General features: G+C 61.4%; 28 protein-coding genes. 10 read left to right on the top strand and 18 right to left on the bottom strand.

The genetic code is table 11. From position 1 onward, the window contains the following. Positions 1 to 60: 60 nt before the first annotated feature. Complete coding sequence (locus MK_RS05505) at positions 61 to 2,553, bottom strand: DNA-directed DNA polymerase (protein ID WP_011019407.1); 2,493 nt, start codon at positions 2,551 to 2,553, stop codon at positions 61 to 63. Between the two features lie 61 nt (positions 2,554 to 2,614). Beyond that, entirely contained in the window at positions 2,615 to 3,277 is a 663-nt protein-coding gene (locus MK_RS05500) for a precorrin-2 C(20)-methyltransferase (RefSeq protein ID WP_011019406.1), read from the bottom strand. On the opposite strand from MK_RS05500, the gene cbiT reads away from it, so the two are divergent. Both cbiT and MK_RS05490 read left to right on the top strand, forming a co-directional pair. Further along, on the top strand, positions 3,270 to 3,836 hold the full coding sequence (cbiT, locus tag MK_RS05495) for a precorrin-6Y C5,15-methyltransferase (decarboxylating) subunit CbiT (RefSeq protein ID WP_011019405.1): 567 nt from the start codon (positions 3,270 to 3,272) through the stop codon (positions 3,834 to 3,836). The genes MK_RS05500 and cbiT overlap by 8 nt on opposite strands. Before the next feature lie 6 nt (positions 3,837 to 3,842). Next, positions 3,843 to 4,805: a hypothetical protein gene (locus MK_RS05490; protein WP_148679677.1), complete on the top strand. Its 963-nt coding sequence runs from the start codon at positions 3,843 to 3,845 to the stop codon at positions 4,803 to 4,805. On the opposite strand, the gene MK_RS05485 is transcribed toward MK_RS05490, so the two are convergent. Next, positions 4,802 to 7,534, bottom strand: a complete 2,733-nt coding sequence (locus MK_RS05485; RefSeq protein WP_011019403.1) for a DEAD/DEAH box helicase — start codon at positions 7,532 to 7,534, stop codon at positions 4,802 to 4,804. The genes MK_RS05490 and MK_RS05485 overlap by 4 nt on opposite strands. Positions 7,535 to 7,620: 86 nt before the next feature. Here MK_RS05485 and MK_RS05480 point away from each other — a divergent pair, with 86 nt between their 5' ends. After that, positions 7,621 to 9,075, top strand: coding sequence for a hypothetical protein (locus MK_RS05480; protein WP_011019402.1), 1,455 nt, complete (start codon positions 7,621 to 7,623; stop codon positions 9,073 to 9,075). Continuing rightward, positions 9,065 to 9,904 (top strand): MBL fold metallo-hydrolase, encoded by an 840-nt coding sequence (locus MK_RS05475; RefSeq protein ID WP_011019401.1) that lies wholly within the window; start codon positions 9,065 to 9,067, stop codon positions 9,902 to 9,904. Before MK_RS05480 ends, MK_RS05475 begins: the two co-directional genes overlap by 11 nt. 83 nt (positions 9,905 to 9,987) lie before the next feature. On the opposite strand, the gene MK_RS05470 is transcribed toward MK_RS05475, so the two are convergent. Next, a complete protein-coding gene (locus MK_RS05470) occupies positions 9,988 to 10,938 on the bottom strand; it encodes an ATPase domain-containing protein (protein WP_011019400.1) in 951 nt (316 codons plus the stop codon). A 180-nt stretch (positions 10,939 to 11,118) separates the two neighbouring features. On the opposite strand from MK_RS05470, the gene MK_RS05465 reads away from it, so the two are divergent. Next, complete coding sequence (locus MK_RS05465; protein WP_158295954.1) at positions 11,119 to 11,571, top strand: signal peptidase I; 453 nt, start codon at positions 11,119 to 11,121, stop codon at positions 11,569 to 11,571. Between the two features lie 63 nt (positions 11,572 to 11,634). Here MK_RS05465 and pcn read toward each other — a convergent pair whose 3' ends face one another. From pcn to MK_RS05430, 7 genes are all read right to left on the bottom strand, one after another. Then, positions 11,635 to 12,393: a proliferating cell nuclear antigen (pcna) gene (pcn, locus tag MK_RS05460; RefSeq protein WP_226988736.1), complete on the bottom strand. Its 759-nt coding sequence runs from the start codon at positions 12,391 to 12,393 to the stop codon at positions 11,635 to 11,637. A 51-nt stretch (positions 12,394 to 12,444) separates the two neighbouring features. Beyond that, positions 12,445 to 12,624 carry a hypothetical protein gene (locus tag MK_RS05455; protein WP_148679674.1) on the bottom strand — a complete coding sequence of 60 codons (180 nt, stop codon included), beginning with the start codon at positions 12,622 to 12,624 and terminating at the stop codon, positions 12,445 to 12,447. Further along, positions 12,608 to 13,225, bottom strand: coding sequence for a hypothetical protein (locus MK_RS05450; RefSeq protein WP_011019397.1), 618 nt, complete (start codon positions 13,223 to 13,225; stop codon positions 12,608 to 12,610). Before MK_RS05450 ends, MK_RS05455 begins: the two co-directional genes overlap by 17 nt. Continuing rightward, a complete protein-coding gene (locus MK_RS05445) occupies positions 13,222 to 13,686 on the bottom strand; it encodes an NUDIX domain-containing protein (RefSeq protein WP_011019396.1) in 465 nt (154 codons plus the stop codon). Before MK_RS05445 ends, MK_RS05450 begins: the two co-directional genes overlap by 4 nt. A 50-nt stretch (positions 13,687 to 13,736) precedes the next feature. Continuing rightward, positions 13,737 to 14,699: a radical SAM protein gene (locus MK_RS05440; RefSeq protein WP_148679673.1), complete on the bottom strand. Its 963-nt coding sequence runs from the start codon at positions 14,697 to 14,699 to the stop codon at positions 13,737 to 13,739. Continuing rightward, positions 14,680 to 15,567, bottom strand: coding sequence for a hypothetical protein (locus MK_RS05435; protein ID WP_148679672.1), 888 nt, complete (start codon positions 15,565 to 15,567; stop codon positions 14,680 to 14,682). Before MK_RS05435 ends, MK_RS05440 begins: the two co-directional genes overlap by 20 nt. Before the next feature lie 103 nt (positions 15,568 to 15,670). Beyond that, positions 15,671 to 16,165: an HTH domain-containing protein gene (locus tag MK_RS05430; RefSeq protein WP_226988617.1), complete on the bottom strand. Its 495-nt coding sequence runs from the start codon at positions 16,163 to 16,165 to the stop codon at positions 15,671 to 15,673. A gap of 56 nt (positions 16,166 to 16,221) precedes the next feature. On the opposite strand from MK_RS05430, the gene MK_RS05425 reads away from it, so the two are divergent. The 3 genes from MK_RS05425 to MK_RS05415 all read left to right on the top strand — a co-directional run bounded on the left by MK_RS05425 (position 16,222) and on the right by MK_RS05415 (position 18,373). Next, positions 16,222 to 17,352, top strand: coding sequence for a pyridoxal phosphate-dependent aminotransferase (locus MK_RS05425; RefSeq protein WP_158295950.1), 1,131 nt, complete (start codon positions 16,222 to 16,224; stop codon positions 17,350 to 17,352). Then, positions 17,349 to 17,972: an acetate--CoA ligase family protein gene (locus MK_RS05420; RefSeq protein ID WP_011019391.1), complete on the top strand. Its 624-nt coding sequence runs from the start codon at positions 17,349 to 17,351 to the stop codon at positions 17,970 to 17,972. The genes MK_RS05425 and MK_RS05420 overlap by 4 nt, the downstream gene beginning before the upstream one ends. A 200-nt stretch (positions 17,973 to 18,172) precedes the next feature. Continuing rightward, the gene (locus MK_RS05415) at positions 18,173 to 18,373 is read left to right on the top strand and encodes a TRAM domain-containing protein (protein WP_011019390.1); all 201 of its coding nucleotides are present in this window, start codon (positions 18,173 to 18,175) and stop codon (positions 18,371 to 18,373) included. Positions 18,374 to 18,407: 34 nt separating this feature from the next. On the opposite strand, the gene MK_RS05410 is transcribed toward MK_RS05415, so the two are convergent. After that, positions 18,408 to 19,166, bottom strand: coding sequence for a sugar phosphate isomerase/epimerase family protein (locus MK_RS05410; protein WP_011019389.1), 759 nt, complete (start codon positions 19,164 to 19,166; stop codon positions 18,408 to 18,410). 33 nt (positions 19,167 to 19,199) lie between these two features. On the opposite strand from MK_RS05410, the gene MK_RS05405 reads away from it, so the two are divergent. Together MK_RS05405 and MK_RS05400 are read left to right on the top strand one after the other, a co-directional pair. Next, positions 19,200 to 20,222 (top strand): hypothetical protein, encoded by a 1,023-nt coding sequence (locus MK_RS05405; protein WP_011019388.1) that lies wholly within the window; start codon positions 19,200 to 19,202, stop codon positions 20,220 to 20,222. Continuing rightward, complete coding sequence (locus MK_RS05400; RefSeq protein ID WP_011019387.1) at positions 20,210 to 20,515, top strand: MTH1187 family thiamine-binding protein; 306 nt, start codon at positions 20,210 to 20,212, stop codon at positions 20,513 to 20,515. The genes MK_RS05405 and MK_RS05400 overlap by 13 nt, the downstream gene beginning before the upstream one ends. Here MK_RS05400 and MK_RS05395 read toward each other — a convergent pair. From MK_RS05395 to MK_RS05370, 6 genes are all read right to left on the bottom strand, one after another. Next, on the bottom strand, positions 20,506 to 20,952 hold the full coding sequence (locus MK_RS05395) for a hypothetical protein (RefSeq protein ID WP_148679670.1): 447 nt from the start codon (positions 20,950 to 20,952) through the stop codon (positions 20,506 to 20,508). The two genes, MK_RS05400 and MK_RS05395, sit on opposite strands and share 10 nt — an antisense overlap. 94 nt (positions 20,953 to 21,046) lie before the next feature. Beyond that, the gene (gene trmY / locus MK_RS05390) at positions 21,047 to 21,658 is read right to left on the bottom strand and encodes a tRNA (pseudouridine(54)-N(1))-methyltransferase TrmY (RefSeq protein ID WP_011019386.1); all 612 of its coding nucleotides are present in this window, start codon (positions 21,656 to 21,658) and stop codon (positions 21,047 to 21,049) included. A gap of 40 nt (positions 21,659 to 21,698) precedes the next feature. Next, entirely contained in the window at positions 21,699 to 23,477 is a 1,779-nt protein-coding gene (locus MK_RS05385) for an ATP synthase subunit A (protein WP_011019385.1), read from the bottom strand. 11 nt (positions 23,478 to 23,488) lie between these two features. Continuing rightward, positions 23,489 to 23,827, bottom strand: coding sequence for a V-type ATP synthase subunit F (locus MK_RS05380; protein ID WP_011019384.1), 339 nt, complete (start codon positions 23,825 to 23,827; stop codon positions 23,489 to 23,491). Between the two features lie 12 nt (positions 23,828 to 23,839). After that, on the bottom strand, positions 23,840 to 24,964 hold the full coding sequence (locus MK_RS05375) for a V-type ATPase subunit (protein WP_011019383.1): 1,125 nt from the start codon (positions 24,962 to 24,964) through the stop codon (positions 23,840 to 23,842). Between the two features lie 3 nt (positions 24,965 to 24,967). After that, positions 24,968 to 25,570 carry a V-type ATP synthase subunit E gene (locus tag MK_RS05370; protein WP_011019382.1) on the bottom strand — a complete coding sequence of 201 codons (603 nt, stop codon included), beginning with the start codon at positions 25,568 to 25,570 and terminating at the stop codon, positions 24,968 to 24,970. Positions 25,571 to 25,583: the final 13 nt, after the last annotated feature.

Below are 25,583 nucleotides of genomic sequence, written 5' to 3'. Positions count from 1 at the left end.
CCCACGGTCGGCCAGGGTGAAGCCGATCACCGATCACTTAGGGGTGCTCTCGTCATCCCGTCAGCCGAAGAACTGATCCAGCGTCTTCTGTGAGGCCGTCTCACCGACGATCTGCCCGCGGGAATAACCTATCGCCCGCATGATCCGCTCCACGGCCGGTAGTATCTGGTGCTCGATGTAGTAATCGACGTCGGGCTCTTTCCCCTCTTCCCGCACCAGTTCCACCGGGTACGCCTTGTCGCTGACGCTACCGGGACCGCGGACGATGACGTACCTCACGATGGTACCCGGTTCGGGCTCCACTCCGAGGTGTCGAGCGAGCCGTAGCGCGGCCCTGACGTGGGGACCCTTCTGAACGTACTCCGAGGGCTTCTTCGTGAGCTGGGACGTGACCGCGAGCTCGTCGATGTCGACGTCGCCCGACTTCAGCCTCTCGAGGACCTCATGGATCTCCTTCAGCGCCGCCTCCGGGTCGTTGTCGGCTAGGATCCGCTTCAAGACTCGACGCTGCGTCTCCCTGGCGATAGGCGCCCAATCCCGTCGGACCACCTCCAGACCTTTCGTAACGATCTTCCCGTCCTCGGTGTACCCGGCGTACTTCTTCTTGGTCACGAACAGGATCCTCTTGTAGGCGTCCTCCAGCTCTAGTTCCACGGGGAGGCGGCCGTTGACCTCTTTCAGGAACTCCTTCACCCGCTCGATGGTTTCCTCCAAGTCCGCGTCGGGCAGCTTCACGAACAGCGAGTCGGTGTCCCCGTACACGACCTTCAACCCGTACTTCTCCTCCGCGATCCTTCGAACCTCGCTGATGTAGTAGCGACCCCAAGCGGTAACACTCTCGGCACACTCGCGGCAGAACCAGCGCGCGTTAGCCCAGCCCATGTAACCGTAGTAGCTGTTGGCCAGGACCTTGTACGCCTGCTGTCGTACGTCGAGGATCTTAGCCTCGTGAGGATGCGACTCGGTATCGAGCTTCCGGAGGCGGCGCTTGAGCTCACGCCGGCGTTCGATGAGTCCCTCTACGAGCCGGGGGAAGAACCCCTTACGCCGCTTGCAGAACTTGTGGCCCACGTCCGGTGCCACGGTCGCGTCCGTGGGGTCGTCCACCTCCTCGACGGTCACACGCGGACAACAGTCGCAGTCGAACGTGTCGGGCGAGATATTGTGCGCGACCATCACGTTGGGGTACAGGCTGGCGAAGTCCACGCAGACCACGTTCTCGTGGAGCCCTATCTCGGGCTCGAACACTATCGCGCCCTTGTACGCCTTGCGACGCCGCCGCTTGTACTCATCTCGAGTCGGTTTGTTCGGTACCAGGATGTCCTCCTGGCGCGCCTTGTAGATGGCCCTCCACTCCGCGAGCTGTCCGAAGCTGAAGCGGGTCGCATCCGGCAGCGGCAGCCGTGTCAGGTAGGAGAGCTCCAACTCGACCTGCGCCAGCTCGAGCCCCAACTCTAAGGTGTAGTGGGCATCCTCAGCCGAGTACCTCATCAGTTCGTCCAGATTACCGCGCTTCCAGGCCTCGTTGATGTCGGCTAGCTCCATCTCCTCCTTCTCTACACCGAGCACGTCCTTGACGGCCTCCTCGAGCGTGAAGCGTTCCAGCTTGAGGTTCTTCCTCGCCGTGTGGTACAGGTCGACGTGGGCCCGTCCGAAAATATCGGAGGCATAACGGCCGCCCCCGTGCTTCAGTATGATCCCACGCTTGCCCGCCGGCCGCGCCAGGGGCGAGACGTCGATACCCAGCTTCCCGGCCCGGTGTTGCAGGTACGGCAGGTCGAACTCGTCCCCGTTGTATGTGAACACCACGTCGGGATCAACGCGGCGGAACTCGTCGAAGAACCTCCGCAGCGCGGCGGCTTCCGACCTACACACGATGACCTCGGTTTCCACCCCGTCCACTTCGAACGACTCGTCCTCTCCTTTCCAGGTAATCACGTAGTTACGGCGCTCCCCGTCAGGCGTACTGTACGCGAAGCTGATGGCGATGATGGGGCCCGAGGCTCCCTTGATCGTCGTTCCGGGTTCCGCCAGCACCTCGAGGTCGAAGCTGGCGACGACGAGGTCCTCGATCGGGTAGGGGCGGTGGTCCAACTCACGGGCGTCCTCGACGTCCGCGAAGTACGCGGGAAGTCCGGACCAGGACCCCGTGTCCAGGTCGGAGACGTCGACCTCGGACGCCGGCGGCAAGTTGAGGTCGACGGCGGCACGGCGCACGAAGGGGATGTCCGCCTCGTAGACCTCCTTCACGCCGTCCAGCTTCTTGACCTGCTCGCGCAGTTTGGGGACGACCTTGGGGTACGTGGCGACGATCCGTAGGAGCTCCACCCGGTCGCCGCCGTAGGGGTGCTCCAACAGGACTTCTTCGACCTCCACCACACCGCTCAGACGCTCCACCTCGGACGGATCGAACCCGTCCTCCACCTCCGCGTAGAAGTAGGGACGAAACCCCTTAACGACGAGGGCAGCTGGGTTCCCGTCCTCCCGCCGACCGACTAAGATGACATCGGGTTCGCCTTTCCTGGCGTAATCTACCCACACTGTACGGAGCAACCCTCGCCCCCGAACCTCCCGGGTAGTCACCGGGTAAAAACCCGGCCCCCGCCCTGGTATCTCAGGGCCGGAGGGCGACTATCGTGCACAGGTAACTGGGCTCGAACTCGGCCCCGTTTACGCGCTCCACTCGCTCTCCCTCGAACCCCAGCTCCCGACACGCGTAGACCTCGAACCCCTCCCTGAGAAGCCTTTCGACGCCTCGCCGGGTTGGTTTATAGAGTATCACCGTATCCATGCCTTCGAGGTCTTCTGGCGGTTCCCGAGTGCAGATTAGGACCTTGTCACTCTCCATCGCTAAGGGGCGGCCGATGCGAGCCGCACAGAGGAGTCCCGCCGGGATTCCGGGGACCAGCTCTATCTCGAAGTCCTCTAGTGGGATCCGCTCCACGATGTGCCAGAACGTGGCGTAGAGGGTGGGATCTCCGAGGTTGCAGACCGCCACTTCGTGAAACCGCTCGAGCAGTTCCGCCAAGGTTTCCGCGGCCTTCGAGTACGCCCGATCGCGTTCCTCCGGGTCCCTGGTCATCGGTGCGTGGTAACCGACCACGGTGGCCTCCGGGTCGACGGCGCGCACTACCCTGGCGGCTCGACTCTCCGCGCCCACGAAGGGTACCATCGCGACGGGTACCTTCTTTATAATCCTGATCGCCTTACGAGTTAGCAGGTCGGGATCCCCGGGGCCCAGGCCCACTCCGTACAGGGTGGGTGCTCCCGTGTTCAATGTCGTAGACCCCTCCGACTTGGTCACAGAGGGTGTTCCAGGCCCCACCAAGCCGGTGATGAAAGCGACGGTGCTGGCCGTACTTCGACCGCGACCGGGCGAGAGGATCCTCGAGATCGGTGCGGGATCGGGCTCGCTAACCCTAGAGCTGGCCCGGGCGGTAGGGCCTCTCGGCCGCGTGTACGCGGTGGAAGGAGACAAGGAAGCGTTCCGATCGTTGGAGCGGAACGTCCGGGACTTCTGCCTGGAGGATCGCATAGAGATAGTGCGCGGGTGGGCCCCCGAGGCCCTGGAGGACGTGGACGAGGTGGACGCCGCCGTCGTGTCCGGTTCCGAGCGGCTGGAAGAGGTACTCCTCGCCCTCGCCGAGCGCGTGCGACGCGCGATACTGCTAAACGCCGTCACACCCGAGACCTTCGCCACGGCGGTCAAGGCGCTCGACGGCTGGAGACGATCCTGCCTATGCATGGTGTGGGGAGAAGGGAAGGTCCTCCGGCGGGGGACGCTGTTCTCGGGGATGAGAACGTCCTACCTGGCGCTCTTCGAGCCCGAGAGGTGAACCCGAATGTTGCCCGCCCTCGTGCTGATAATCGCGGTATCCATCGCGATGACGCCCGCTCACGGTCGAGTGGGAGGGTTCGTCTCCGGTCATTACTACTTAGACCCGGAGTTCGACGCTCCGAACACCTCTTTCGGGTCCGATATCGACGGAGATGGGCGCGTTGACAGGATCTGGTGCGCGGAGGCGTGCGCGGTGGACATGTACAACTTGGGTGTCGCCATGGGATGGTGGAACGGCGATCCCGTGACCCCACTTCAGTACGAGATTTCGGCTACGGGGGAACACGACGACGATAACCTCGACATCATCGACGCCTTCCAGGCGATCGCGGGCTCGGATGCGGCCTCGAAAGTGTTCGAGGTAGCCGTGGTCTCGTTGTTGAACCGTCCCTCGGTGTACCACGCGGTACTCGTCCTCGGGGCCGTCCAAGAGGGATCTCGTCGCTACTTCGTCGTGGACGACGAGTCCACGAGCGACGTGGGGGAGCTTTTGCTGGTCCCTTACGATCTCTTCCTTTCCAACCTTCACCCCGGTATCCTGGAGTTCTTCGGGCCCGTGGAGGTCGTGAACAGGTTGTACTCGGTACTCTCCGGCGCTATCTCCCCGCTGACGGTTATCGTGTCCTCTAAGCGCGGTCGTACCCTCACGGTCGTCCTGTTGACAGACCTACCCGGTGACTCCCTGGCGGCGTTCACGGAAGAGTTGTGGAAGGCCGCTCTGGAGGGGTACCCCGTCGCCGTCGCGGTTTCCAAACCGTTCCTGGACCTCGGCGGTGTGACCCGGATCCGCTGCGACGCACCGGTGACGGGAGACGTCGAGACGCGGAGACCACTGAACGGTGTGGAGAGCGGGGAGGGTCCATCACCCCCCCTAGGGATACCGATACCTTTCATCGGGACCGTCGGGATCGCGGGATTGTTCTTCCTTCTGCTGACGTTCCTCGGGCTCTCTTACCTACCGGTCTAGTCCCAGAACCGACGGGTGCGGAGGTAACGGAGGCGCTCCTGCAGTAGCTCACGGTAGAAGTGCGGCTCACGTCCGCCGGTCGATCGGAGCACCTTAGCCGCGGCCTCGGGCCCGACACCCGGTACCGCGAGGGCCTCCAGGGCCTTGGCACCGTATGACTCGAGCAGATCGGCCACCCGCCGAGCGCGCTCGGAGTCCTTCAGCAGCTTTTCCAGACCCTCCTCGGTCTTGGCAGCGACCAGGTACGTAGCGCCGCAGTCGGGACATTCGAGACCCTCCTCCTTAACGGTCTTGACGGAGCGTCGACCGCGCCAGCCGCAGTTCGGGCAGCCGAGCCACAGCTTGCGTCGTTCCAGGTCCCGCTTGAGCGTCTCGACCTGCGCGGCCAGGAGTCCCGAAGTCACGCGCCCTACCTCTCCGAGTCCCTCCAACACGTGTTCGGCGAACGGGGAAGGATCGCGCACCCGGACGATCTCCGCCTTCTCCTCCAGCTCCTTCACCAGTCGGAACGCCACGGAGGTGTCTAGATCCCGCTCGACCTCCGAGACTGTCTCGTAGTACGGGGGAGTCCCCTTGAACGCCTTCAGGAGGCGTCGCGGTGAGACGTCCCTGTAGTCGGCGTCCGGCTCTATCGCACCGAAGCGCTTCAGGACGTGCACCAATCGGCGCTTGAAGACCTCGGATTTCTCGACGATTCTGAGCGTGAGGGCGTGGAACCCGCGTTCGTCGGAAGGCAGCGTCTCCAAACACTCCATGAGGAGGTCCGCGTCGAGTCCCGCCCGCTTCTCCGCCGAGATCACGATCTTGTACGGGGTCGAGTACGTCCTGACCGTCGTCCCCAGACGTCCCGAGATCAAGGTCCCGAGGACTTTCTCCAGGGTGCGGTTGGGGTTCGTACCACCGTACACGTGGATCACCAGGGTCCCACCCAGGTCCTCGATGACGGGCCTCTCCGGAAGCGGCACCGCTGAGTGCTCCCGCTGCCTACGGATCAGGTCGGCTAGTACCTTGGCCTCGCGGCGTCCTAGACCGAAGGTTTCGGCCGCGACCTCGACGGCCTCGGTGAACCCATCCTCCAGCGCCGCTTCGGCCCGCCCGATCCCTTCCCCCACCTCGCGCGCCACCTCGTACGGGACCGGGATCTCCTCGCCGACCCACGAGGGTATGGCGCCTTCCACGGCCTCGGCCGGCGTCACTAGCACCTCGTAACGGTCGTGATCCACGTCCTGCACGATCCACGGCCTACCGGCGCAGATGAACTTGATACCCGGCCTTAGGTACTCGAGGACGAACGGCTCGTCGAGGACGCTGACGTGTCCGCCGCTCTCCGTAACTACCCGGTAGTGTCGCTCGTCGGGGATCATGCTCAAGTTCGAGTAATAGTACTTCCAGGCGTCCTTCGTCCGGTACACACGGTCACCGCGCACCCGGAGCACCTCGATATCGTCCAGGAACTCGGCCACCTCTCGGAGCGTCTCGGCGTCGAGATGGCGGTACGGATAAGCCCGTCTGAACACCTCCAGCGCGTAGTCCACGGTGACCTGGTGCCCGTCCAGACACAACCCCACGAGCTGGTGGGCGAGGACGTCCAGGCAACCTTCCGGGATCTCAGTGGGTTCCAGGGATCCCTTCAGCGCCCGACGACATATCACCGCCGCCTCCGCGAGATCGTCTGGATTTGACGTTATCACGAGACCCTCGGCCCGCTTACGTCGACGGCCCGCGCGTCCCACTCGCTGCACGAGGCGGGTTACTTGACGTGGCGAGCCGTACTGGACCACCAAGTCCACGTGGCCTATGTCTATACCGAGCTCCAGTGAGCTGGTGCACACGAGGACATCGATCTCACCTTTTTTGAACCTCTTTTCGACCTCCATGCGCTTCTCTCTCGATATTGAACTGTGATGTATCTCCACCTCAATGTCGTCGTACTCCGTTTTCAGGCGGGTCGCGAGTAGTTCGGCCATCTGTCTAGTATTGGTGAACACGAGAACAGAGTCCCGCTCCTTCGCCAGCTCGTGGATCAATTCCAGCCGTTCCTTAACCTCGTGCGGCCCGGTCGGATGAGCCACGGAAACGTCCAGGTAACGCTCGGCCTCGATCTCCAGCACCTCGACGTCGCGATCGCCGACCAAGAACTTACCCACGCGGTCGGGCGAGCCCACGGCGGCGGAGAGGCCGATACGTTGGAAGTCACCAGCCACCTCGGCGAGTCGTTCCAGTCCGAGCGTCAGTTGTACACCGCGCTTGTCCAGGGCGAGCTCGTTAACTTCATCCACGATCACGTGACGTACATGGGAGAGGTGCTCACGCATGCGCTTACCCGGTAGTATGGCCTGGAGGGTCTCGGGAGTCGTGACCAGTACGTCCGGCGGGTCCTCCGCCTGACGCCTCCGCTCGCTCTGCGGGGTGTCGCCGTGACGCACCGCAACCTCGAGGCCCAGCTTCTCCCCCCACCAGCGGATCCTTCGCAGTATGTCCCTGTTAAGGGCCCGCAACGGGGTGATGTAAAGCGCCTTGATCCCAGGCTCGTCGAGCTCACGTACCATGGAGAACACGGGTAATACCGCGGTCTCGGTCTTACCGGAGCTGGTGGGGGCTATCACCAAGACGTTCTTCCCATCCATAATCTCGGGTATCGCTACGCGTTGGGGTGGAGTGGGTTCATCAAACCTCGAGTACACTACTCTCTGTACGTCGTCCGGTAGCGCCTCAAACCCTTCGGTCACGGCCGTCGACCCCGGCCGAGTCGGTACGGCAACGCTTCAATACCGCCGAACGACGGACAACTCATGTTGCCTTCGGGGGACATTACGTGGAGGCCGTAGTGCTATTTCCAGCGGGACCTCGGGACGTGATCGTCGGCGGTGGAAACCTCTTCGAGGCGTCCCGGCGTCTGTACGAGCGGGCGCTGTCGGACCCGAGTGCCTTAGGTGAGGCCTCGTTCCCGACGCTGGACGCGATTATAAGGTTCGTACTCTACGAGGAGGGGTACGATCCGCGGGAGATCACACTCATATCGCTGGGAACCCGCCGTCTGGACCACCAGTACGGCCATCACCCCGAGGACACCGAGTACTGTGCTCGGCTCGTCTCCTTGTACGCGGAGAAAGAGTGGGGCGTTCGTGTCGAAGACCCCGTGGTCCTGAGGAAAGACCCGGACCGGTTCGAGGTGTTTCGGGAGATCGAGGACGTCCTGAAGACCCTACACCGCAGGGAGGATCTGAAACGATCGGAACTATACGCCTACGTGGGCGGCGCGCACCCGAACGTGGGTTGGGCGATACGTTTGATCGGGGCGACGTTATGGGAGGACAGGTTTCACCCCCTCAGGGTGCTCGACGAGAACGTGGAGGTGGAGCCGTCTCCTCTGATTCTCCCGATGAAAACCATGAAGTGTGTGCTGATAGAGCACGGTTTGTTCGAGGTGGCGGCCGGAATAGCCGAACGGTTCTCCGCCTACGAAGACAGGATGGAGCCGGTGTATCTCAGGGCCCGGGACTCGGAGCTCAACTTCAACTACGAGGAGGCCCGGCGGCTCTACGCCGAGGTTACACGGTCAGCTCATCTGGATGAACTGAGACACGAAGCCCGGAGAAGACTCAGGAAGCTGAGGGAAGCCGAGAAGGACCCGATACGAAGGATAATCCACCACATGAGGGTGGTACTGGAGAACGCCCGGTACCAATGGATCCGCGGGGAGTTCGGGGATTTCATCGTGAGATTGAGCATGCTTTACGAGAACTACACCCAGGCTTGCTTTATGCTGCTGTACGAGAGGTTGTCTGGAGAGCGCGTCACCACGTCCGATCCCGTAGAGCTCGCCAGCCTACTCGCCGACCTACTTGGTTCGAGCGAGGAGCTGAGTGGGGCGGTAGAGGATAGGCTCGACTCGGATATCGAGGCGGTACTGAGGGAACTGAGAGGAGAGGAAGGAGAAGGGAGAGCAGTCCTCGCGTTCCTCCACGTAGCCCAGAAGGTCCTGTCTGGGGCGTTGGAAGTGGGTGCGGTCGAAAAGGACGTGTTCGGACCCTTGTCGAGGTACATCCAGGTACTCTCGTGCTCGGAGCTACGGAAGGCACGCCATCTCTTCGCACACGAGGGGCGAGGCGTTTCGAGGGAAGACGTCGAGCGGATCGTGAAAGCGATGGCGAGACCCTGTAGGGTGAACTTCGAGACGATCGATGAACTGCTCTCGTTCCTGGAGGAGGGTATCGACCGCCTCGAGCTGGCGGTTTCCGAGGTCCGGGGGACGGATCGTGGACCGTGAGCTGGTGATGCGCTTCCTGGGAACGGGTGGCGCGGTCCCGTCGAAGGATCGGAGCCACCCGGGACTGCTGGTGGAGTTCTCCGGAACCAAGCTTCTAATCGACTGCGGAGAGGGTACCCAGCGGCGGGCCATGGAGCAAGGTGTCACGATCCACGATGTGGACGCTGTGCTGCTCACCCACCACCACGTCGATCACGTCGCGGGCCTCCTACCACTCGCGACCACCGTGGACCTCCTCCACGGGCGTAGGTTGAAAGTCTACGGTCCCACGGCGGGTTCTGAGTCCGCTTTGGACATCTCCGACCTCGAGGTGATCGAGTACCGGGAGGTGAATCCGGGAGACGAAGTAGAAATCGGTGACCTCAGGGTGCTGGTGTACGAGTCAGAACACGGGGTTCCTACGGTCGACTATCGGATCGAGACACCGAAAATACCGGGAAAGGCGGATCCGAAGTACATACGAAGGGTCCCTCCATCGAAGCGGCGTGAAGTGCTCTTACGCGGTGAGCGCCCGTACTCGTTGACGAAACCCGGTAAGATATCCGTGTATGTGAAAGGAGACGGTCGTCCGGCCGATCCTGAGAACGTCCGCGGTTGCCAGGTATTGGTACATGAAGCGTGCTTTGAGGATCATGAGGAAGCCGTGAGATACCTGCACTCGACCCACTTAGAGGCTGCCGAGGTCGCCCGCGAGGCAGGCGTCGATCTCCTTGTACTGACGCACCTGTCCACGAAAGTGGATCCGGAAAGAATGAGGGAGGAGGCTCGGGAGGTGTTTCCAGTAGTCGTCGTGGCGCGCGACGGACTCATGGTCCGTGTGCGGAGGTGAAGGCCCGTCAGCTACGGCCACACTCCGCATCGGTCCTCGGGGTCCCGGCTGTATCCTCATCCGGGGATCGCACAGTTGCGCAGTTAGCCCACTAAACCGCGGTCCGTGAGTTCCACTTGGACCTCGAACGGTGGCTTGTCGGGAGCGTCTTCGAGCGTGATCACCCGCTCAGTCCTACCCTTGTAGTCGATGCTGAACCGGTACGTGGCGATGTGCTTGAGCACCGTTGGAGCCACGTCTTGCCAGCGCTTACCCCAAGCGTCCGGGTTCGCCTGGACGTGAGTGGTGACCATGCCGAGGGCGTTGTAAGCGGTGCAGTACTTGAGCAGTGTGTTCAAGATGTGGGCAATCATACGCGATCGCTCCGGTAGCTTATCGCGGGCGCTGTACGGACGGAACGGCTGTGATATGGAATCGATGACCACGACCTTCGGTGTCAGTTCGTAGGCTTCGCTGATGAACTCGCCCTCCTTCTCGTCGAAGTACTGTCTCAGCGCCGCGGCGTCGATGATACGCCGCAGCACGAACCTGTCGGAAACTTCTTTCAGTTCGTCCTTCTTGAACCCACCGATCTCTAGGAGACGCTGCGGTCGGAAGGCGTTCTCGGTGTCGATGTAGAGCACCGACTCACCCTCCTTAAGGGCGTGCGCGGCCACCTGGGTGGCGAACTGTGACTTACCGGCACCTGGCGGTCCGTACATACCGACGATAACGCCGGTCGGTAGTCCACCGCCCATCCGCTCGTCGAAACCCTGTATACCCGTGGGGATTACGTCACGCTTCTTCTCTTCCTCTAGGAGGTCCGCAAGGGTCTTGGCCTCCATGATACCCTTACTGGCTTCCTCGCGGGCGTCCGCGATTATCTTCTTGGCTGTGCTCTCCTTCACACCGAAAGCGTCCGAAATTGTAGCAGGGTCGGTCGCAGCGAGGTCCGAGAGTGTCTCGATACCTATGGCTTTGTAGATCTCAGCGATTTTATCGGGATCCCTGCGGAGATAGCGGGAGGTTATCTCGACGACGTCTTCCTCGACCACGTTATCACCCCCCGCACTTCGGTAAGCTTCGGGTGAGATATTAAGCTTATCTTCGATTAAAATCGGTTATGAAATAGGTTTGAGATGGCAAAGTTTCAGCGATGGAGCAGTACGTAGGGGTTTCACACGGTCCGGTGGCTATTTCTCGACCCGTTCCGGTGGTCTATGGGGTGGTCCGCGTTGAACGTCAAGAGGGCTTGGAGGAAAGTAAGAGAACTCAGGGGCTGGAAAGCCGCGGTCTTCTACGTGGTCCTAGGAGTGGCCCTGGGGTACGGCCTCAGGTACGGGCTCGGATTCGTGCTGGGCACGCCCGATCCGGTGGTCACGGTGATCTCCGAGAGTATGTACCCGTACTACAACGTCGGCGACGTGCTCCTGGTCGTCGGGGTCCCGTACCGTGACATCAAAGTCGGAGACGTCATCGTGTACCGGCTGCCTGGGAAACCGATCCCAGTGGTTCACAGGGTGATAGCCAAAACGCCGGAGGGCGTCATCACCAAGGGAGACAACAACCCGTTGCCCGATCCATGGTGCCCGATCCGGCCCAAGGAGATCAGCGGTAGGGTGGTTCTCAGGATACCATACGTAGGGTACCCGAAAGCGCTCCTCGACAGGTACTTGTACGGGGGCTAGTCCCCCACCCAGCCACGGTCCTGTCCCGGATAATGCGGGATTCTGGCGAGAAGGAGGAAGGGTTCACTCCTCCACTCGCGGCGCGAGGTAGAACGTCAACTTACCTTCACCTGCGGGACCGATCCTGAATGTCAGCTCCAAAGGCATGTCCTGACCTAGTCTGATCCTAACACTCTCCGCGCCTTGAGCAGCCTGGATCATGTCCTTCAGGTAGTCCAGCGGGTACGCGGTCTCGACATCCTCTTCGACTTCGAACGTCAGTAACGCTTCCGCACCTTCCTGAACCTTCGGAATCACGCGACCACGCTCTCCTTCGGCCTTGAAGTAGAACGTGTTACCCTTCGCCCCGACCTTGACCGTGTCACTGACGAGATCCGCGTCCCGTACGGCGTCTTGGATGAAGTCCGGCACCACGGTAACCTCGACCGCGAAATCCAGCTCGGGCTCGTCGGGGATGTCATCGATGTCGATACTCCGGAGCCTGAACTCACGCTCGTAGCCGCTGGATCCGAGTTTGATTATCACCTCCTCCTCGTCCTCACCCTCCAGGGTGATCTCGTCCGTAACCCGCGCACGCCGCACTATCCGGGTCACCTCCTCCATGTCGAGACCGTACATCAGCTCGTCGCTCGGGGGCTCGTACTCGTCGAACATCTCCCAGGGCATCTCCAGCACTGCCATAGCGATATGCGAGGCATCCATCGCCCTGGACACGATCCCGTTCTCCGTCACGATCAAGGGGGCCTCTTCGACCACCTTGCCCGCCGCGTTGAACGCGTACTTGAAGTACCTAGCCTCCTCCTGGTAGGCCCTGAACTCCACCAACTTAAGCACCCCGATGCACTCTGGCGCGAGGGTGTGAAAGATAAACCCTTACCCCAGCGCCTCCCGGACGTCCTTCCACAACTCCGGGTCTATCCCCAACCGCTGCACCGCGTGAGGCTCGACCTTGACGGTCTCACCGATCTCGGTGATCGAACCGAAGACCCGTACTACCTCACCTGTCTCGGGGGGATCCTCGATTTCCACACCGCGCTCATCCAGAACCCTCACTTCCCCCACCGTCGGACACTCCACGATCCTCTTCCCGTCGTCCACGGTCAGCGGTTCCGTCCCCACGACTACGCCTGTCGTCACTATTCTCGTCCCCGGCTCCGTCCCTTCTTTCAGCGGTTCGTACATCGGAACTACCCCGCTTCTCGACCTTCTCTTCCTCCCCCTCTTTTTCCGCCTTTTCCTTCTCCTTCGCCTTTTCCTTCAGCTCTCGCTCCTGACTTTCCAGTTCCTCTTCCATCTCCTCAAGGATTTCGACGGCGTTCTTCACACATCTGAGGGCTCTCAGCGCGTAGGTCACGGCGTTGTACTTCGCCGGAATCCTCTCCGAACCTTCTTCGAGGTAGCGTTCAGCCTTCTTCAGGAGACCGAGCGCCGCCCGGACCCGTTCGACGTTCCTCAGTTCCCAAATGCCCCTACTGACCCCCATGATGCCCACCACCAGGCCTGAAATCGCCAGAAATACTCGATCCCCGAGGCTCGGGTTGTCGATCTCGGCGAACCTCGGAGGCTCACGCATACCGAGTAATGCGTTCGCGGACACCGTACACAGAAGCAGACCACCGGCTACGTAAGCTGCTATCTTCAACCCCCTCTTCAACGCACGATCCCCGCGTCCCGAAGCATATCGTAATGGTCGAACGCGAGGTCATCGGGAGTCAAGTCCGAAGGGTCTACGACCTTCACATCCGCCGCGTCCGAGCCCGCTCGTAACTCGCCTCCCACTACCTCACACCTGAAGCACACCGATACGACGTGACCCCGCGGATCACGCCCGGGGTCCGAGTACACCCCCACCAACTCGACAGGCCGAACCTTGAGTCCTGTTTCCTCCCGGACCTCACGAGCTACCGCTTCTTCCACAGTTTCACCGCACTCCACGAATCCCCCGGGCAGCGCCAGCTTACCCTTGAAGGGCTTCTTCCCCCGTCGTATCAGCACGATACCCCCACGATAGGGGACTATACCGTCCACGGTGAGCGCCGGTGCCGGGTACTTCCCGTTGCAGATACACGGACACCGGATTTCGGACTCGGACAATCCCTTCGAACACCCCCACATTCGGCGGGGGAACGGATTGCGTTTATTCCTTCTTGTAGCGTGTTTCCCGGTTAACCCGGTAGTGCCACACCTTCGTTGCCTATCTTCACGTTCTTCAGCCCGGCCACCTCCCGCGCCAATCGCTCGGCGGTCTCAAGTTCGGAGCGTTTTGGAGGTCTCACGGAGAGCTTGTACTCGGGGAAGTACGCCAGGATCGTGAACGGAATATTCCGGTCGATGTCCGCCACGTACTTAGCGATCCTGAGGATCTGATCGGCCTCCACGTAACCGGGGATGTAGAGTGTGCATACCTCGAGGACCACGTCGTGCTCGACGAGTAACTCGATCGCTTTGAGGGTGTAGCGGTTCGTCGCTCCCGTCAGTTTCCGATGCACGTCTTCCTTCCACGCCTTCACATCGAGCCAGACGGCGTCTAAACCCGCGGCGACTAGCTCTTCCACGTTCTCTCGGACCAACCCGAACCCGTTCGTCTCGAGAAGGACCCAGAGATCGTCCGTCTCGGACTTGAGCCCCCTTATCGATTCGACGTAGAACTCGGGACGACACGCGATATCACCGCCCGTGAACGCCACGATGTTGCGTGCGGGCCCCCATCCTTGAGGGCTGGGGACCACTTGATCCGGGTCCAACTCGCCCGGGCACCACTCCGGCCTCTCGCCTAACGTCACACACCGACCGCACCCCAGGCATAGATCCGTGGCGTGAAACGATGTGGCGCGGCTCCGCGGCTCCCAGACTGTGACGGTCTCACGGTACTCCAGAGCGTGCCGGACGAAGTCCTCGGGGCTCCACCACGTACCCACGGGACGCTGTGTGAACCGCCAAGAATGGCAGAACAAACATTCCCAGTTGCAGCAGCTCTGGTACACGGAGTAGTAATGCTCGGGACGCGATAGATGGGCGTCGTGTATCAACCGCTTCCCATCACGTAAGCCGACTTTACAGGCGGGCTTCTCTCCGACCTCGCATCTCTCGGCCTTCTCGTACCCGAGCTCAGCCATCCTGCAGGTCAACCTTCAGCTCGATCCCCCGGCGGCGCGCCTCAAGCAGTATCTCACGCTTCGGGAGGTTAACTACTTCTCGCAGTCGGCGCAGCTCCTCCTCCGTGAGCCTGTCGAGCCTACGCAGTTCCCTGCTCAGACGTCGTCTGGCGAACCGTGGTGATTGTACCCGCAGGATCGCCCGCTCCAGCGACTCACCTTCGACGATTACACGGGAGAGAGCTTCCACGAGCGCGTTGATCCTGTCCGGAACTCCGATGATGCTACCCCTGAGCGTGATACGACGCCGCTCAACGTCGCATGGGATGCCGGGAGCCAGCTTCGCAGTCCATCCGCGCATATTCTCGTCGACAATTCCACCCAGTACGAAGACGGCGTCCTCGCGTATCTCGTTCTCGTCGAGTTCCTCCTCGGCGTTGGGATCTAAGAGGATGACCCTATCCACACTGAGTTCGGCGATCAGGTCCTCCCAGTCCTCGTACAACCCACCCTCGAAGGAAGGAAAGGCATTCAGGAACCTCTCCTCGGCTTCGGGGGTGACGTTGACCAAGCTCATATGACGGTCCGAAAGGTACAGTCGGAGCGTCGAAGCTGTCACGGCGGTTTGACGTATCAGGTTGGTGCGGCCGAAGTCGGAATGCTCACCCCAGAACCGGTAGTCTACCACGAAATGCGGACGGGCCGGATAGTCGGGCACTGCCTCCGCGAGCTCTTCAGGAGGTACGTCCCGACCCCTCGGCGTCGCCCGGTAATCGGAGGTAGTCTCCTCGCCGGGAACCGCGAGCGACAGCCCACGCCAGGAGGTGTAGACTCTGACGGGTCTCTCTTCGACCTCGAACCCTAGTCCCTTGCGGACGGCGTACAGTGCGAACCGGTTCACCGCTGCGCGGCCTGTGGCTTTACCGGGTTTGTACGATCTCGGGACTAGGACGTTAGCCGTCCCTAGGATCTCCAGAAGCGCCTCGGCGGGAGTGAGCGGCAGATTACTTTCGCCCCCGCGGTTCGACTTCGACGCGGATCAGACCGCTCAGTCCGTCGAGTTCCTGAAGGACTTCCTCGTGAACGACGTTCTCCGCCTCGAATTCCATGATGGCGATTCCCTCTTCCACCTTGAGCTCGGTTTCTAAGATGTTAACGCCGGCGCTCGCCAACCGGTTGGTGACGTCGGCGAGTAATCCCGGCCGATCTTCGGCCTCGATCAGTATCCTCGCGCGACCGCCACCGCGTCGGACGATCGTGACCCTACCACCCGATCGCACGAGAAGAACGGCGTCCTTGGTCGGATAGACACCACCCCCACGCCCCGGTTTAGTCTCGACGAGTCCTAGATCTTTGAGAATCTTGACGTATCGATCCAGCGTACTTCTATGGAGTCCTAACCGTCTCGAGATCTCCGAGACGGTGATCCCGGAGTTGTTCACTACCAGTTCCAAGATGTCACGGGCGCGGCCGCTGAGGCGCGATCTCGATACCCCCAATACCTTTCGGTATTTACACAAAAGTCTGGCGGTCTAAAGTCCTCGGGGTGGGGCCGGTGTCAGCCGACTGGATTCCCGATTCACCGGACGAACTATTCCGGAAGATACATTCCGGCGAGGTGATAGAGCTCGGCCAGAACACCAATCGACTGGGACCCCCCGAGGAGGTCCGTAGAGCGGTCGTGCGCGCCGCACTGGAGGCACCGTACAACGTGTACGCACACCCGCAGGGCGACCGGCGACTTCGAGAGGGACTCCTGGAGTACTTCGAACTCGACGACGATTTCGACGCCGTGATCACCAACGGCGCCATCGAGGGCGTCCACGCCGTCATCAGGGCGTTCGCCAGCAACGGTGTGGCCGTGACTCCGGATCCAGGGTACAAGACGATCGACGGTATGATGATGGCGGAGGGAGTTCACGTCCAAGAGGTCGACATATACTCCGAGGAGTTCGACTATCAGATGACGGTAGACGCCGTGATGGAGGAGTTCGATGGTAACCTCCGGGAGCTCGATCTCATTTTCGTAATAAACCCTTCCAACCCGCTCGGCAGCTCCATGTCCGAGCGGGAGCTCCGGGGTCTCGTGGAGCTCGCCCAAGATGCGGACGCATTCCTGGTACACGACTGCACGTACAGGGACTTCGCTCCGGAGCAACCAGTAGCCTGCGAGATGGACCCGGAACGCTGCGTCGACCTGTACAGTTTCTCCAAGACGTACGGACTCGCCGGCCTTCGGATCGGAGCCGTGATCGGAGAGCGGAAACTGCTGGAGCAGGTATCCAAGTACAAGGTGAGCAAGTTAGGGATAAACCTGATAGCTCAGGAGGCCGCCATCACCGCCTTGAAGGTTCGCGATCGATGGATCCCGAGACTGCTCAGGGAGGTCACGCGGAACCAGCGTCTGATCAAGCGCGAGTGTGAGGGAGACGGAGTGAAGATACCGGTGTACCCCTCGCACGCCAACTGTCTCGTGATCGACTTCTCCGAGTACGGGTATATCGACTCGAAAACCGTCGTGGGTAAACTGTACTCCGAGCACGGTATCTTCGTGAGGACGGGCTACTATACCAGCCCACGCCGCGGTAAGGGGTTCATCCGAGTGGCGTTTTCGGCCCCACGGGAGGACATAGAGCGGTTCTGTGAGGCCTTCAACGAGGTTATGGGGGAGTTGATCAAGTCGTGAGCTCTGAGATCGTTCTGGAGCACGATGTGCTTACCGCGCTTCGTGAGGGCGGTCTCAAAACGCCACGCTTCACCGTCCTCGAGCGCCCCGAGGAGGCCTCCGACGTACCGTTCGATCCCCCTTACACCGTCAAGCTCCTCCATTCGGGAGTCGCGCATCGGGCCCGTGTCGGTGCCATATACACGGCCGTACCGTCCAAGGAGCGGCTCGAACGACGCGTGGCCGAGCTGTTGGAGCGCTGGCCCGACGCAGTCGGTGTCATCGTTCAGGAACATTTGGACGTGGTCAAAGGCATAGAGGCCTTTTTAGGGATAAAGGAAGACGACACTTTCGGTACCGTCGTACTGCTCGGTCTCGGCGGGAAGCTCGTCGAAGAACTTCGGGCCTACATCGTGCGGCGACCCCCGGTTGACGGAGAGGACGTCGAGAGGGGCCTCCGTAGAGTGCCCGGAGGTGAACGATTACTCTCCGAGATAGGCCCTAACCGCCTCGCCGAAGTCGTCAACGCAGCCCACGGGGTGTACAAGGAGGAAGGATGGTCCGAACTCGACGTGAACCCCCTCCTTCTGATTGACGGTGAAGCGATAGCGTTGGACGGTCTGGCCCGGAAAGCCGACTGACCGTTCACCCGAGCGACGGCCAGCATATCGACTCGGCCGGTCTTCGTACTATCATCCATCGCTACCGAGTAGCAGGCGGCGAGCGCCAACGGACTACGTCCCGTGTCCGCATCTGAACCGTCGGGAGACACGCTGGGGGAAAACTATAAGTAATGTGAATTCCCGGAAATCCGCGTTCTCGGTGAAGGAGGTGTGAAGGTTTGGAAGGGAAGGACAAGCCCGTGGATGTTGGGGACGTCTACGAGGTAAAGATCGAGGACACAGGGAAGCGAGGTGACGGTGTCGCGAGGGTCAATGGGTTCGTAATATTCGTACCAGAAGCGGAGAAGGGTGACAAGGTGCTAGTGAAAATAGTGTCAGTACGTGACACGTACGCCATAGGCAGAATTGTTGAAATCTAGTGGGGCGGTTCCCCCACCGCCCACACGTATCGTTTCAGTTCTCAGGACGTTCCATGATCTCGCGGACCGTCCTCACAGCCTCACGTGCCTTCTCGATCCCCCGGACTTCCACCACGGGCAGCACCCGGTGGTGCAGTGCCCTTCGCAACTCCTCGAAATCTAAGATTCCGCTCCCGGGTGGTAGGTGCTCGTCGCCGTCGCCCGAGTTGTCGTGAACATGGAGGAGATCGGGCCGCAACCGCAGGTACGGACGGAGACTACCCTCCGCGGTCAGAGCGTGACCGACGTCCAGCGTGAACCCACACCCCGACGCCCGGAGTATCTCCTCCATCTCGTCCGCACTGGTGCCCAGCAGTAGCGAGTGATCCGGCATGTTCTCAACGAGCGGCTCGACACCGAACGAGCGGACCTCGTCGGCGAGCTCTCCCAAGGTCTCGATGGCGAGCTCGATGGCCAGTTCTCGGTCGTGGATCGTCACCGGTGTCAAGTGCCCGGGGTGAACCGTGAGGTAGTGAGCATCCAGCTCCGCGGCGAGCTCAGCGGCCCGTTGGATGACCTCCAGGATGTACTCATGGTGATGATCGCTCGGACTCGCTGGGTTTAAGTCGGCGAAGGGAGCGTGTACCGAGGAGACCTCAACGTTGAGTTCGTTCGGATCGAGCCGCCCCGGTTGAAACGACCCTTCGAGGATCAGCTCAACACCGTCGCTTCCCGTCAGCTCGGGTAGCTCGTTCACGCGCTCCGGATCTGCCCACCAATCGCCCAGTGCAAGAGTCGAAACCAGAACGGTCACGTAGGTTACCCCCCACGGATCGGGGGAGCGGCGATGCTAACGGTGTTTTTGCTAGCGTTGTTGATATCACCGGTTGGATGCTCGGGGATGAAGCTCGGAGCGGTATGGATATCGCGTGAAAGCGGTTACACACATCATCTATTCCTGGTGGACAACGCCAGTGGAGCGCTCTGGTACCTGGGCACCGACGCGTCGCCCGGACCGCGACCGTGGGTCCTTGAGCGTACACTGCGGAAGCCTGAGCCGTTGATACCGGGCGAGGTGCATCCGGACGCACTGGGTGCCGTCGTGATCCCGTTCAAGCCCGGTGAATGGCCGGGAGTAGCACTGTGCTCGGACCCCACGACCGCGGCGACGTTCCGGAGGCTGTTGGATCGTCCGGAACTGCGAACGATCCTCAACGGTCCGGTGATCGTGACGACGGAGGTACAGGGTAGGCCTTGCTGTATCGTCAGGAGGACACCGGACGGGTTCGAGTTCGCGTTCGAGGATGGGACCGACGCCGACTACAACGATGCCGTCATAGAGGTGACCCTTGAGGCGGTCGTGGTCTCGGTAGGGGAGTTGAAGATCTCGATCAAGCGCGAATCTCCGGAGGAGTACGACGTTTTGTTGCTGGACCGGTCCACGGGCTCAGTGATACGAATAACCCCGGATGGTGAAGCTTCACCGATTATCGGAACACTGGACGTGCACCCGGAACGTCTCGGCATCGCGCTGAAAGGTGAAGACACTGTCCTATGCTCGGACGCGGAGACGGCCGAGGTGCTCAGGAAGTTGGCCGAAGAGTCGCCGGAACTCCGGGCATTCCTCGACGGCGCCATAATAGCGTGGACGACGGAGGTCGTCGGACGGAGGGTAGACGCGTGTCGCGGGTCGACCAAGTGCGAGCACGGTGTATGGTACCTGAGGTTCGGGTTCGAGGATGGTTGGGACGGGGTAGTGGACTACGACGACGTGATCGTCGAGATCACCGGACCGCGTGGTAACTTCAATCCTTTATCCGTGCTCCCGTTGATTCTGATGCCGAGGGGGCGGAACCCGTGGCGGTCGTGATGGAGATTTCGTTCTACCCGATCGGAACCGGATCACCGAGCGTCAGTGATGAGATAGTCGAGGTAGTGAAAGCCCTGAAGGAAGCCGGGTTCGAGCCGCAGGTAGGCCCGATGGGTACCGTGGTGGAGGTGGAAACCTTCGAGGACGCTTTGGAGGCGCTCCGCGTCGCTAGGGAGGCCGCGTTACGCGTCGTGGACCGTGCCGTGTTCGTAGTCAAGATAGACGAGCGCAGGGACAAGGAGCTGACCGCGGAGGGTAAGGTGCGGTCGGTGGAACGGAAGATTCAGGAGTAGTAAAGGTCGATAACGCGACCGAGCAGGCCGCTGAGCACACGTTCCGCGACTTCCGTGACCTCTTTGGCCTCCTCGGAGCCCGTACCGCGCGAGGCCAGTAGAACCTCCTCTCCTAGCTCCACCTTTCCAACGAAGATCTCCTTGGTCCCTCCCCGACCGTACACCTCCACCGCGCGTCCCTTGGGTAGGTCTTCCCTCTCTTCAACGCGCAGTAGTCTAGGTTTCTCCCCCAAGACCTCCCCCACGTTCCGCTCCAACGTCTTACGGGCCTCCAACAGGGTCTCGTCTTCGATCTCGCGGCTGAGTTCGGTCTCTTCCGTAGAGAACTTGAACTTGTCACCGCGGTGGCTGAGATAGGCACGTTCCGGTAAGAACTCTTCGTCTAGAGCCGCGAAGAGGGTGCGATCGGGGAGAACCGTAAGGTAGAGGTGTCGCATCGGTGCCCCCGTATCTAAACTACCGTGCCGATCACCGATTGTTAGCAATTTCCCCGACAGAGTTTTGCGAAAGCGCACGGGAGTACGTCACGGATTACATAACGTTCGAGGGGCCGTGAGCGTATTCAGGCGGCCGTTTCACGTCCAGGTACCGGTGCAAGATCACGATGCATTGATCGGCGTGATAGGGGATCGGCCCGAGCGATATCACGGCGTCGGCATGCCGTCTCAACAGACGATCCTGCTCCGGCGTAGGACCCTCGTGATCTCCGAGGACGAACACGGCATCGGGCTCCGGTTCCACTTCCTCTAAATCCCGACCGTCCTCACTCAGGTAGTAGAGCTTGGCACCTTTCATCTCACCGAGCAGATCCTCGAGGTCCGCGCGACGGACGAAGATCCCGGGATGGGGTTCGGTGTCCGGGTCTGCCTCGAGGGCGCGTCGAAGATGGATCGCGGTGGTACGCTCGTCCGGGTACAAACGGCGCACACGGCGACCCGTCACGGTGATGGTTTTCGGGGGATCGTCGGGACCGCGCAGTAGGAGATGTACCACCGTGTCCGTTCGAACCCCGTGGGAGTACAGTAGAGCTTGGGTCGTAACGCGACACACCAGATCGAAGCGTCCGGAGCCGGGAAGGTCCTTGAGCCGCACGCGGTCGGGTGACGTAGGGGCGTGGTTGAACAGTACGAGGAACTCTCTCACGTTACGACCCCCGTAACGATCCGAGGGAGAGAAGGGGGATTTACGAGGCCTCCTCTATGAGCTCCTCGAACTGCTCGTCGATCTTCTTCCGGATCTCCTGTATCTTCTCCTTCGCTTCCTCGTTGGGTATCACCTTCATCCTGGCGATGTCGTCGATGACGTCGAGCTTGAGGATCTCGTCCACCGGCACTCCCTTGTCCACGGCCTCCTCGGCCCTCTCCTTGAAGTGCAGGATGGTCTTGAGCATCTCGTACTGCTTCTCGGGCGGGCAGTACGTGTCGACCTCGTGGAACGCGTTCTGTTGCAGGAAGTCCTCACGGATCATTCTCGCGACCTCTAGGATCAGACGCTCGCTCTCCGGCAGCGCGTCCGGTCCCACCAGCTGCACGATCTCCTCCAGCTCCGACTCGCGCTGGAGTATCTCCATAGCCTCGTCGCGTAGCTCCCTCCAGTCACCACCGATCTCCTCGTGCCACCACTTCTCGACGTCGTCCAGGTACAGCGAGTACGACTGCAACCAGTTGATCGCAGGGAAGTGCCGACGGTCCGCCAGCTTGGAGTCGAGCGCCCAGAAGACCTTCACGATACGTAGTGTGTTCTGCGTTACGGGCTCTGAGAAGTCACCACCCGGTGGGGACACCGCACCCACCACGGTGACCGAACCTACTCGGTCGTCGGAACCCAGACAGACGACGCGACCCGCACGCTCGTAGAACTCGGCGAGTCTGGAGGCCAGGTACGCCGGGTAACCCTCCTCACCCGGCATCTCCTCCAGTCGACCTGAGATCTCACGCAGCGCCTCGGCCCACCGCGACGTGGAGTCGGCCATGAGCGCCACGTCGTAGCCCATGTCCCGGTAGTACTCCGCCATCGTGATACCGGTGTAGATACAGGCTTCACGGGCCGCCACCGGCATGTTGGACGTGTTCGCTACCAGGATCGTACGCTCCATCAGGGGCCTACCCGTCCGTGGGTCCTCGAGTTCCGGGAAGTCCTCGAGCACCTCGGTCATCTCGTTACCACGCTCTCCGCATCCGATGTACACCACTACCTGGGCGTCCGCCCACTTCGCCAGCTGCTGCTGGGTAACCGTCTTACCGCTCCCGAACGGCCCCGGAATAGCGGCGGTTCCACCCTTGGCCACGGGGAAGAACGTGTCAATGACACGCTGACCCGTGATCAGGGGCTCCTCCGGGTCGAGCTTGCGCTTGTAAGGTCGCGGCTTCCGCACGGGCCACTCCTGCATCATGGTGACCTCGTGCTCCTCGCCCTCTTCGTCCTCGATGACGGCGATGGTGTCCTCCACGGTGTACTCTCCGTCGGCCGCGATCTCGATTACCTCACCGGACACACCGGGCGGAACCATGATCTTGTGCTCGATGAACTCCGTCTCCGGCACGGTTCCGAGGACGTCGCCCTCTTCGACCTTCTCGCCCTCCTTGACCTTGGGAGTGAACTCCCACTTCTTCTTCCGGTCCAGGGCCGACACGAGGATACCACGCTCGACGAAGTCACCGACTTCCTTACGGATCTCGGGCAGCGGGCGCTGGATTCCGTCGAAGATCTGAGTAAGCAGTCCGGGACCTAACTCCACGGATAGGAGCTCTCCGGTACCCTTGACGGGCTCACCGGGCTGCAGACCGGTAGTTTCTTCGTAGACCTGTATAGTAGCCCGGTCGCTCTCGATGTTGATGACCTCACCGATTAGACCCTCGTCGCCGACCCGGAACACCTCGTACATCTTCGCGCCCTCACAACCCACCGCCTCCACGACGGGTCCCGCGATCTTCACTATCTCGCCTTTCACGCTGTTGGACACGGAAGATCCCCCTAACGCTCGATGCGTTCGAGGTCGATCTCCACTCCTACCGCCTTTTTAACTATCTCCTCGATCTCGAACTCCTCGGTTGGGCCTTCCGGTCCGGGAACGGTCACGAAAATAGGAGTAGCTTCACCTCGAGAGACCTTCTCCCGCTGGATCTCCTCTACCTCTTCCTTCACCTTTTCGGCCACATCTTCGGTGAGAATGATCACCCCAACCTCCGGATCCGAAGCGAGCTTCTTCACGGCCTCCTTAGGATCCTCACGGTCCGCGTCGATCGTTCGCACGCCGACGAGCCTGAACCCCGAGGCGACGGACCCGTTCACCACGGCGGCTACTACGTACACGGGTGGCTCCCCCTACACTAACATGGTCTCGACGTCCGCCACCTTGGCGTTGACTAGGGAGATCACGTTATCGACCTCACGCTGCTTCTCGTACACCGCGTGCACCACGGCCGGTGCTCCGATGAGATCGGACCCCGCGATCTCTCGGGCCAGCTCGTAGCGGGCTTTACGGAGGGCTTCGTCGAAGACCTGAACTCCACGCCCTTCCGAGTACTCCTCGGCGGCTTCCTCCAAGTACGGCCCGAGGGAAGTCCCTGAGAGTCTCTCGACGACCTCTAGGGGATCTTCGGCTTCCGCCAGCTCCCGCTTCCTCCACTCGGCCAGCTCCCAGCCGCCTTCCGCCATAGCCTCGAGCACACGTTCCGGGTCCAGGTTCAGGATCGCACCTCGAAGCGCGACCTCCACGTTGTATAGGTCGATCTCAAGGCCGACCAGCCTGGCCAGTTCCTCGTCAACCTTCTCGCTTACCACCAGATCCCACAGGTGCTCGTAATAAGCCCTATCAAGGGCCAACTCCAGCGGTAGTAGAGAGCCCGTCTCCTCGTACTCACGCAGGGCCTCCTCTAATCCGCGATCGTACGGAGTTCCGCGTAGGTAGTCTACGACCTCCGGGACTGAGCGCGCTTCCTTTAGCTCTCGCCAGGTTTCCGCTCCGAGCAGTACGGGCGCGTCCACGAGGTGTTTTGGTTCCTCACCCGCATGGCGCGCACGCAGTACCGCCTTGATGTCTTCTAGCTCGTACTTGGCTATCAGGGCCCGCGCCAGCTCGGAAACGTCCTCCGGGCTGGTCTCGACGATTCTCTCCATCACGGACTCGACGGCACGGCGCTTGAGCTCTATCTCGAGTGGAGCCGTGTTCCCGTCGAGTACCGCCCGGGCTGCTTCAGGCTCGACTCCGAGCTCCTCGAGCCTGGTGACCAGGTCCCGCACCGGGGCGTCCTTGAGTTCCTCGTAATCCTCGTCGGATAGCGTCTCCGCCTCGACGGCCTTGGCCCTGGGGAGCGGGTAAGCGTAGGGGGCGTACCGCCAAACGACGTCGGTGATCGGTATGGACAAGATTATCGAGAGCACCGTGACCAGCGCGATGATCCCGACGGCGAGAAGGGTGTAATCTTGCAGGCCGGCCAGTCCTAGCAAAGGTTATCCCCCGAAGAGCGTCTCCGAGACCCGTCTAACTATCTCGGAGCGCCGGCGACGGAGCCGGGCATCGACGGTGTTGTCGTACGCCTCGGAGCCGTCCTTACTCTCCGCGATCACACCACCCACGGCCTCCACTGGCTCGCCCAGCTCAACGTCCTTACCGGTCTCGTCGCGGATCTCCGAGAGCATCTCGTCCAGCAGCATCAGATCGTTCTCGTTGGCTCGGAGCACGACTTCATCGGAGGAAATCGCGTTCACGGCCTCGATGGCGGAACGCTTGAGGAACTCCAGGTACTCCTTCCGACCCTCCTCCGCCAGCTCCCTGATCTTCTCCTCGGCCCGCTCGATCGCCTTCTCGATGTACTCCTCCTTAACCCGAAGCCTCTCCTGACGGATCTCCAGCTTGGCCTGCGCTATCTCGCGCCTCCGTCGGGTCTCAGCCTCACGCCGAGCACGGTCCAAAATCTCTCGACGCACCTCCTCGGCTTCACGCTCCGCCTTTTCACGGATACGTTCCGCGTCTCGTTTCGCCTCCTCGAGGATCTCTTCGGCCTCCTTCTCGGCATCCTCCAGGATCTTACGCTCGAGCTCCTCTACGCCCATGTGTAACACCCCA

It is taken from the genome of Methanopyrus kandleri AV19, from assembly GCF_000007185.1.
In the GTDB taxonomy this organism is placed as follows: domain Archaea; phylum JAADCQ01; class Methanopyri; order Methanopyrales; family Methanopyraceae; genus Methanopyrus; species Methanopyrus kandleri.
The sequence above is the reverse complement of the archived record's forward strand: the minus strand, read 5'-3'. Positions and strand labels throughout refer to the sequence as shown.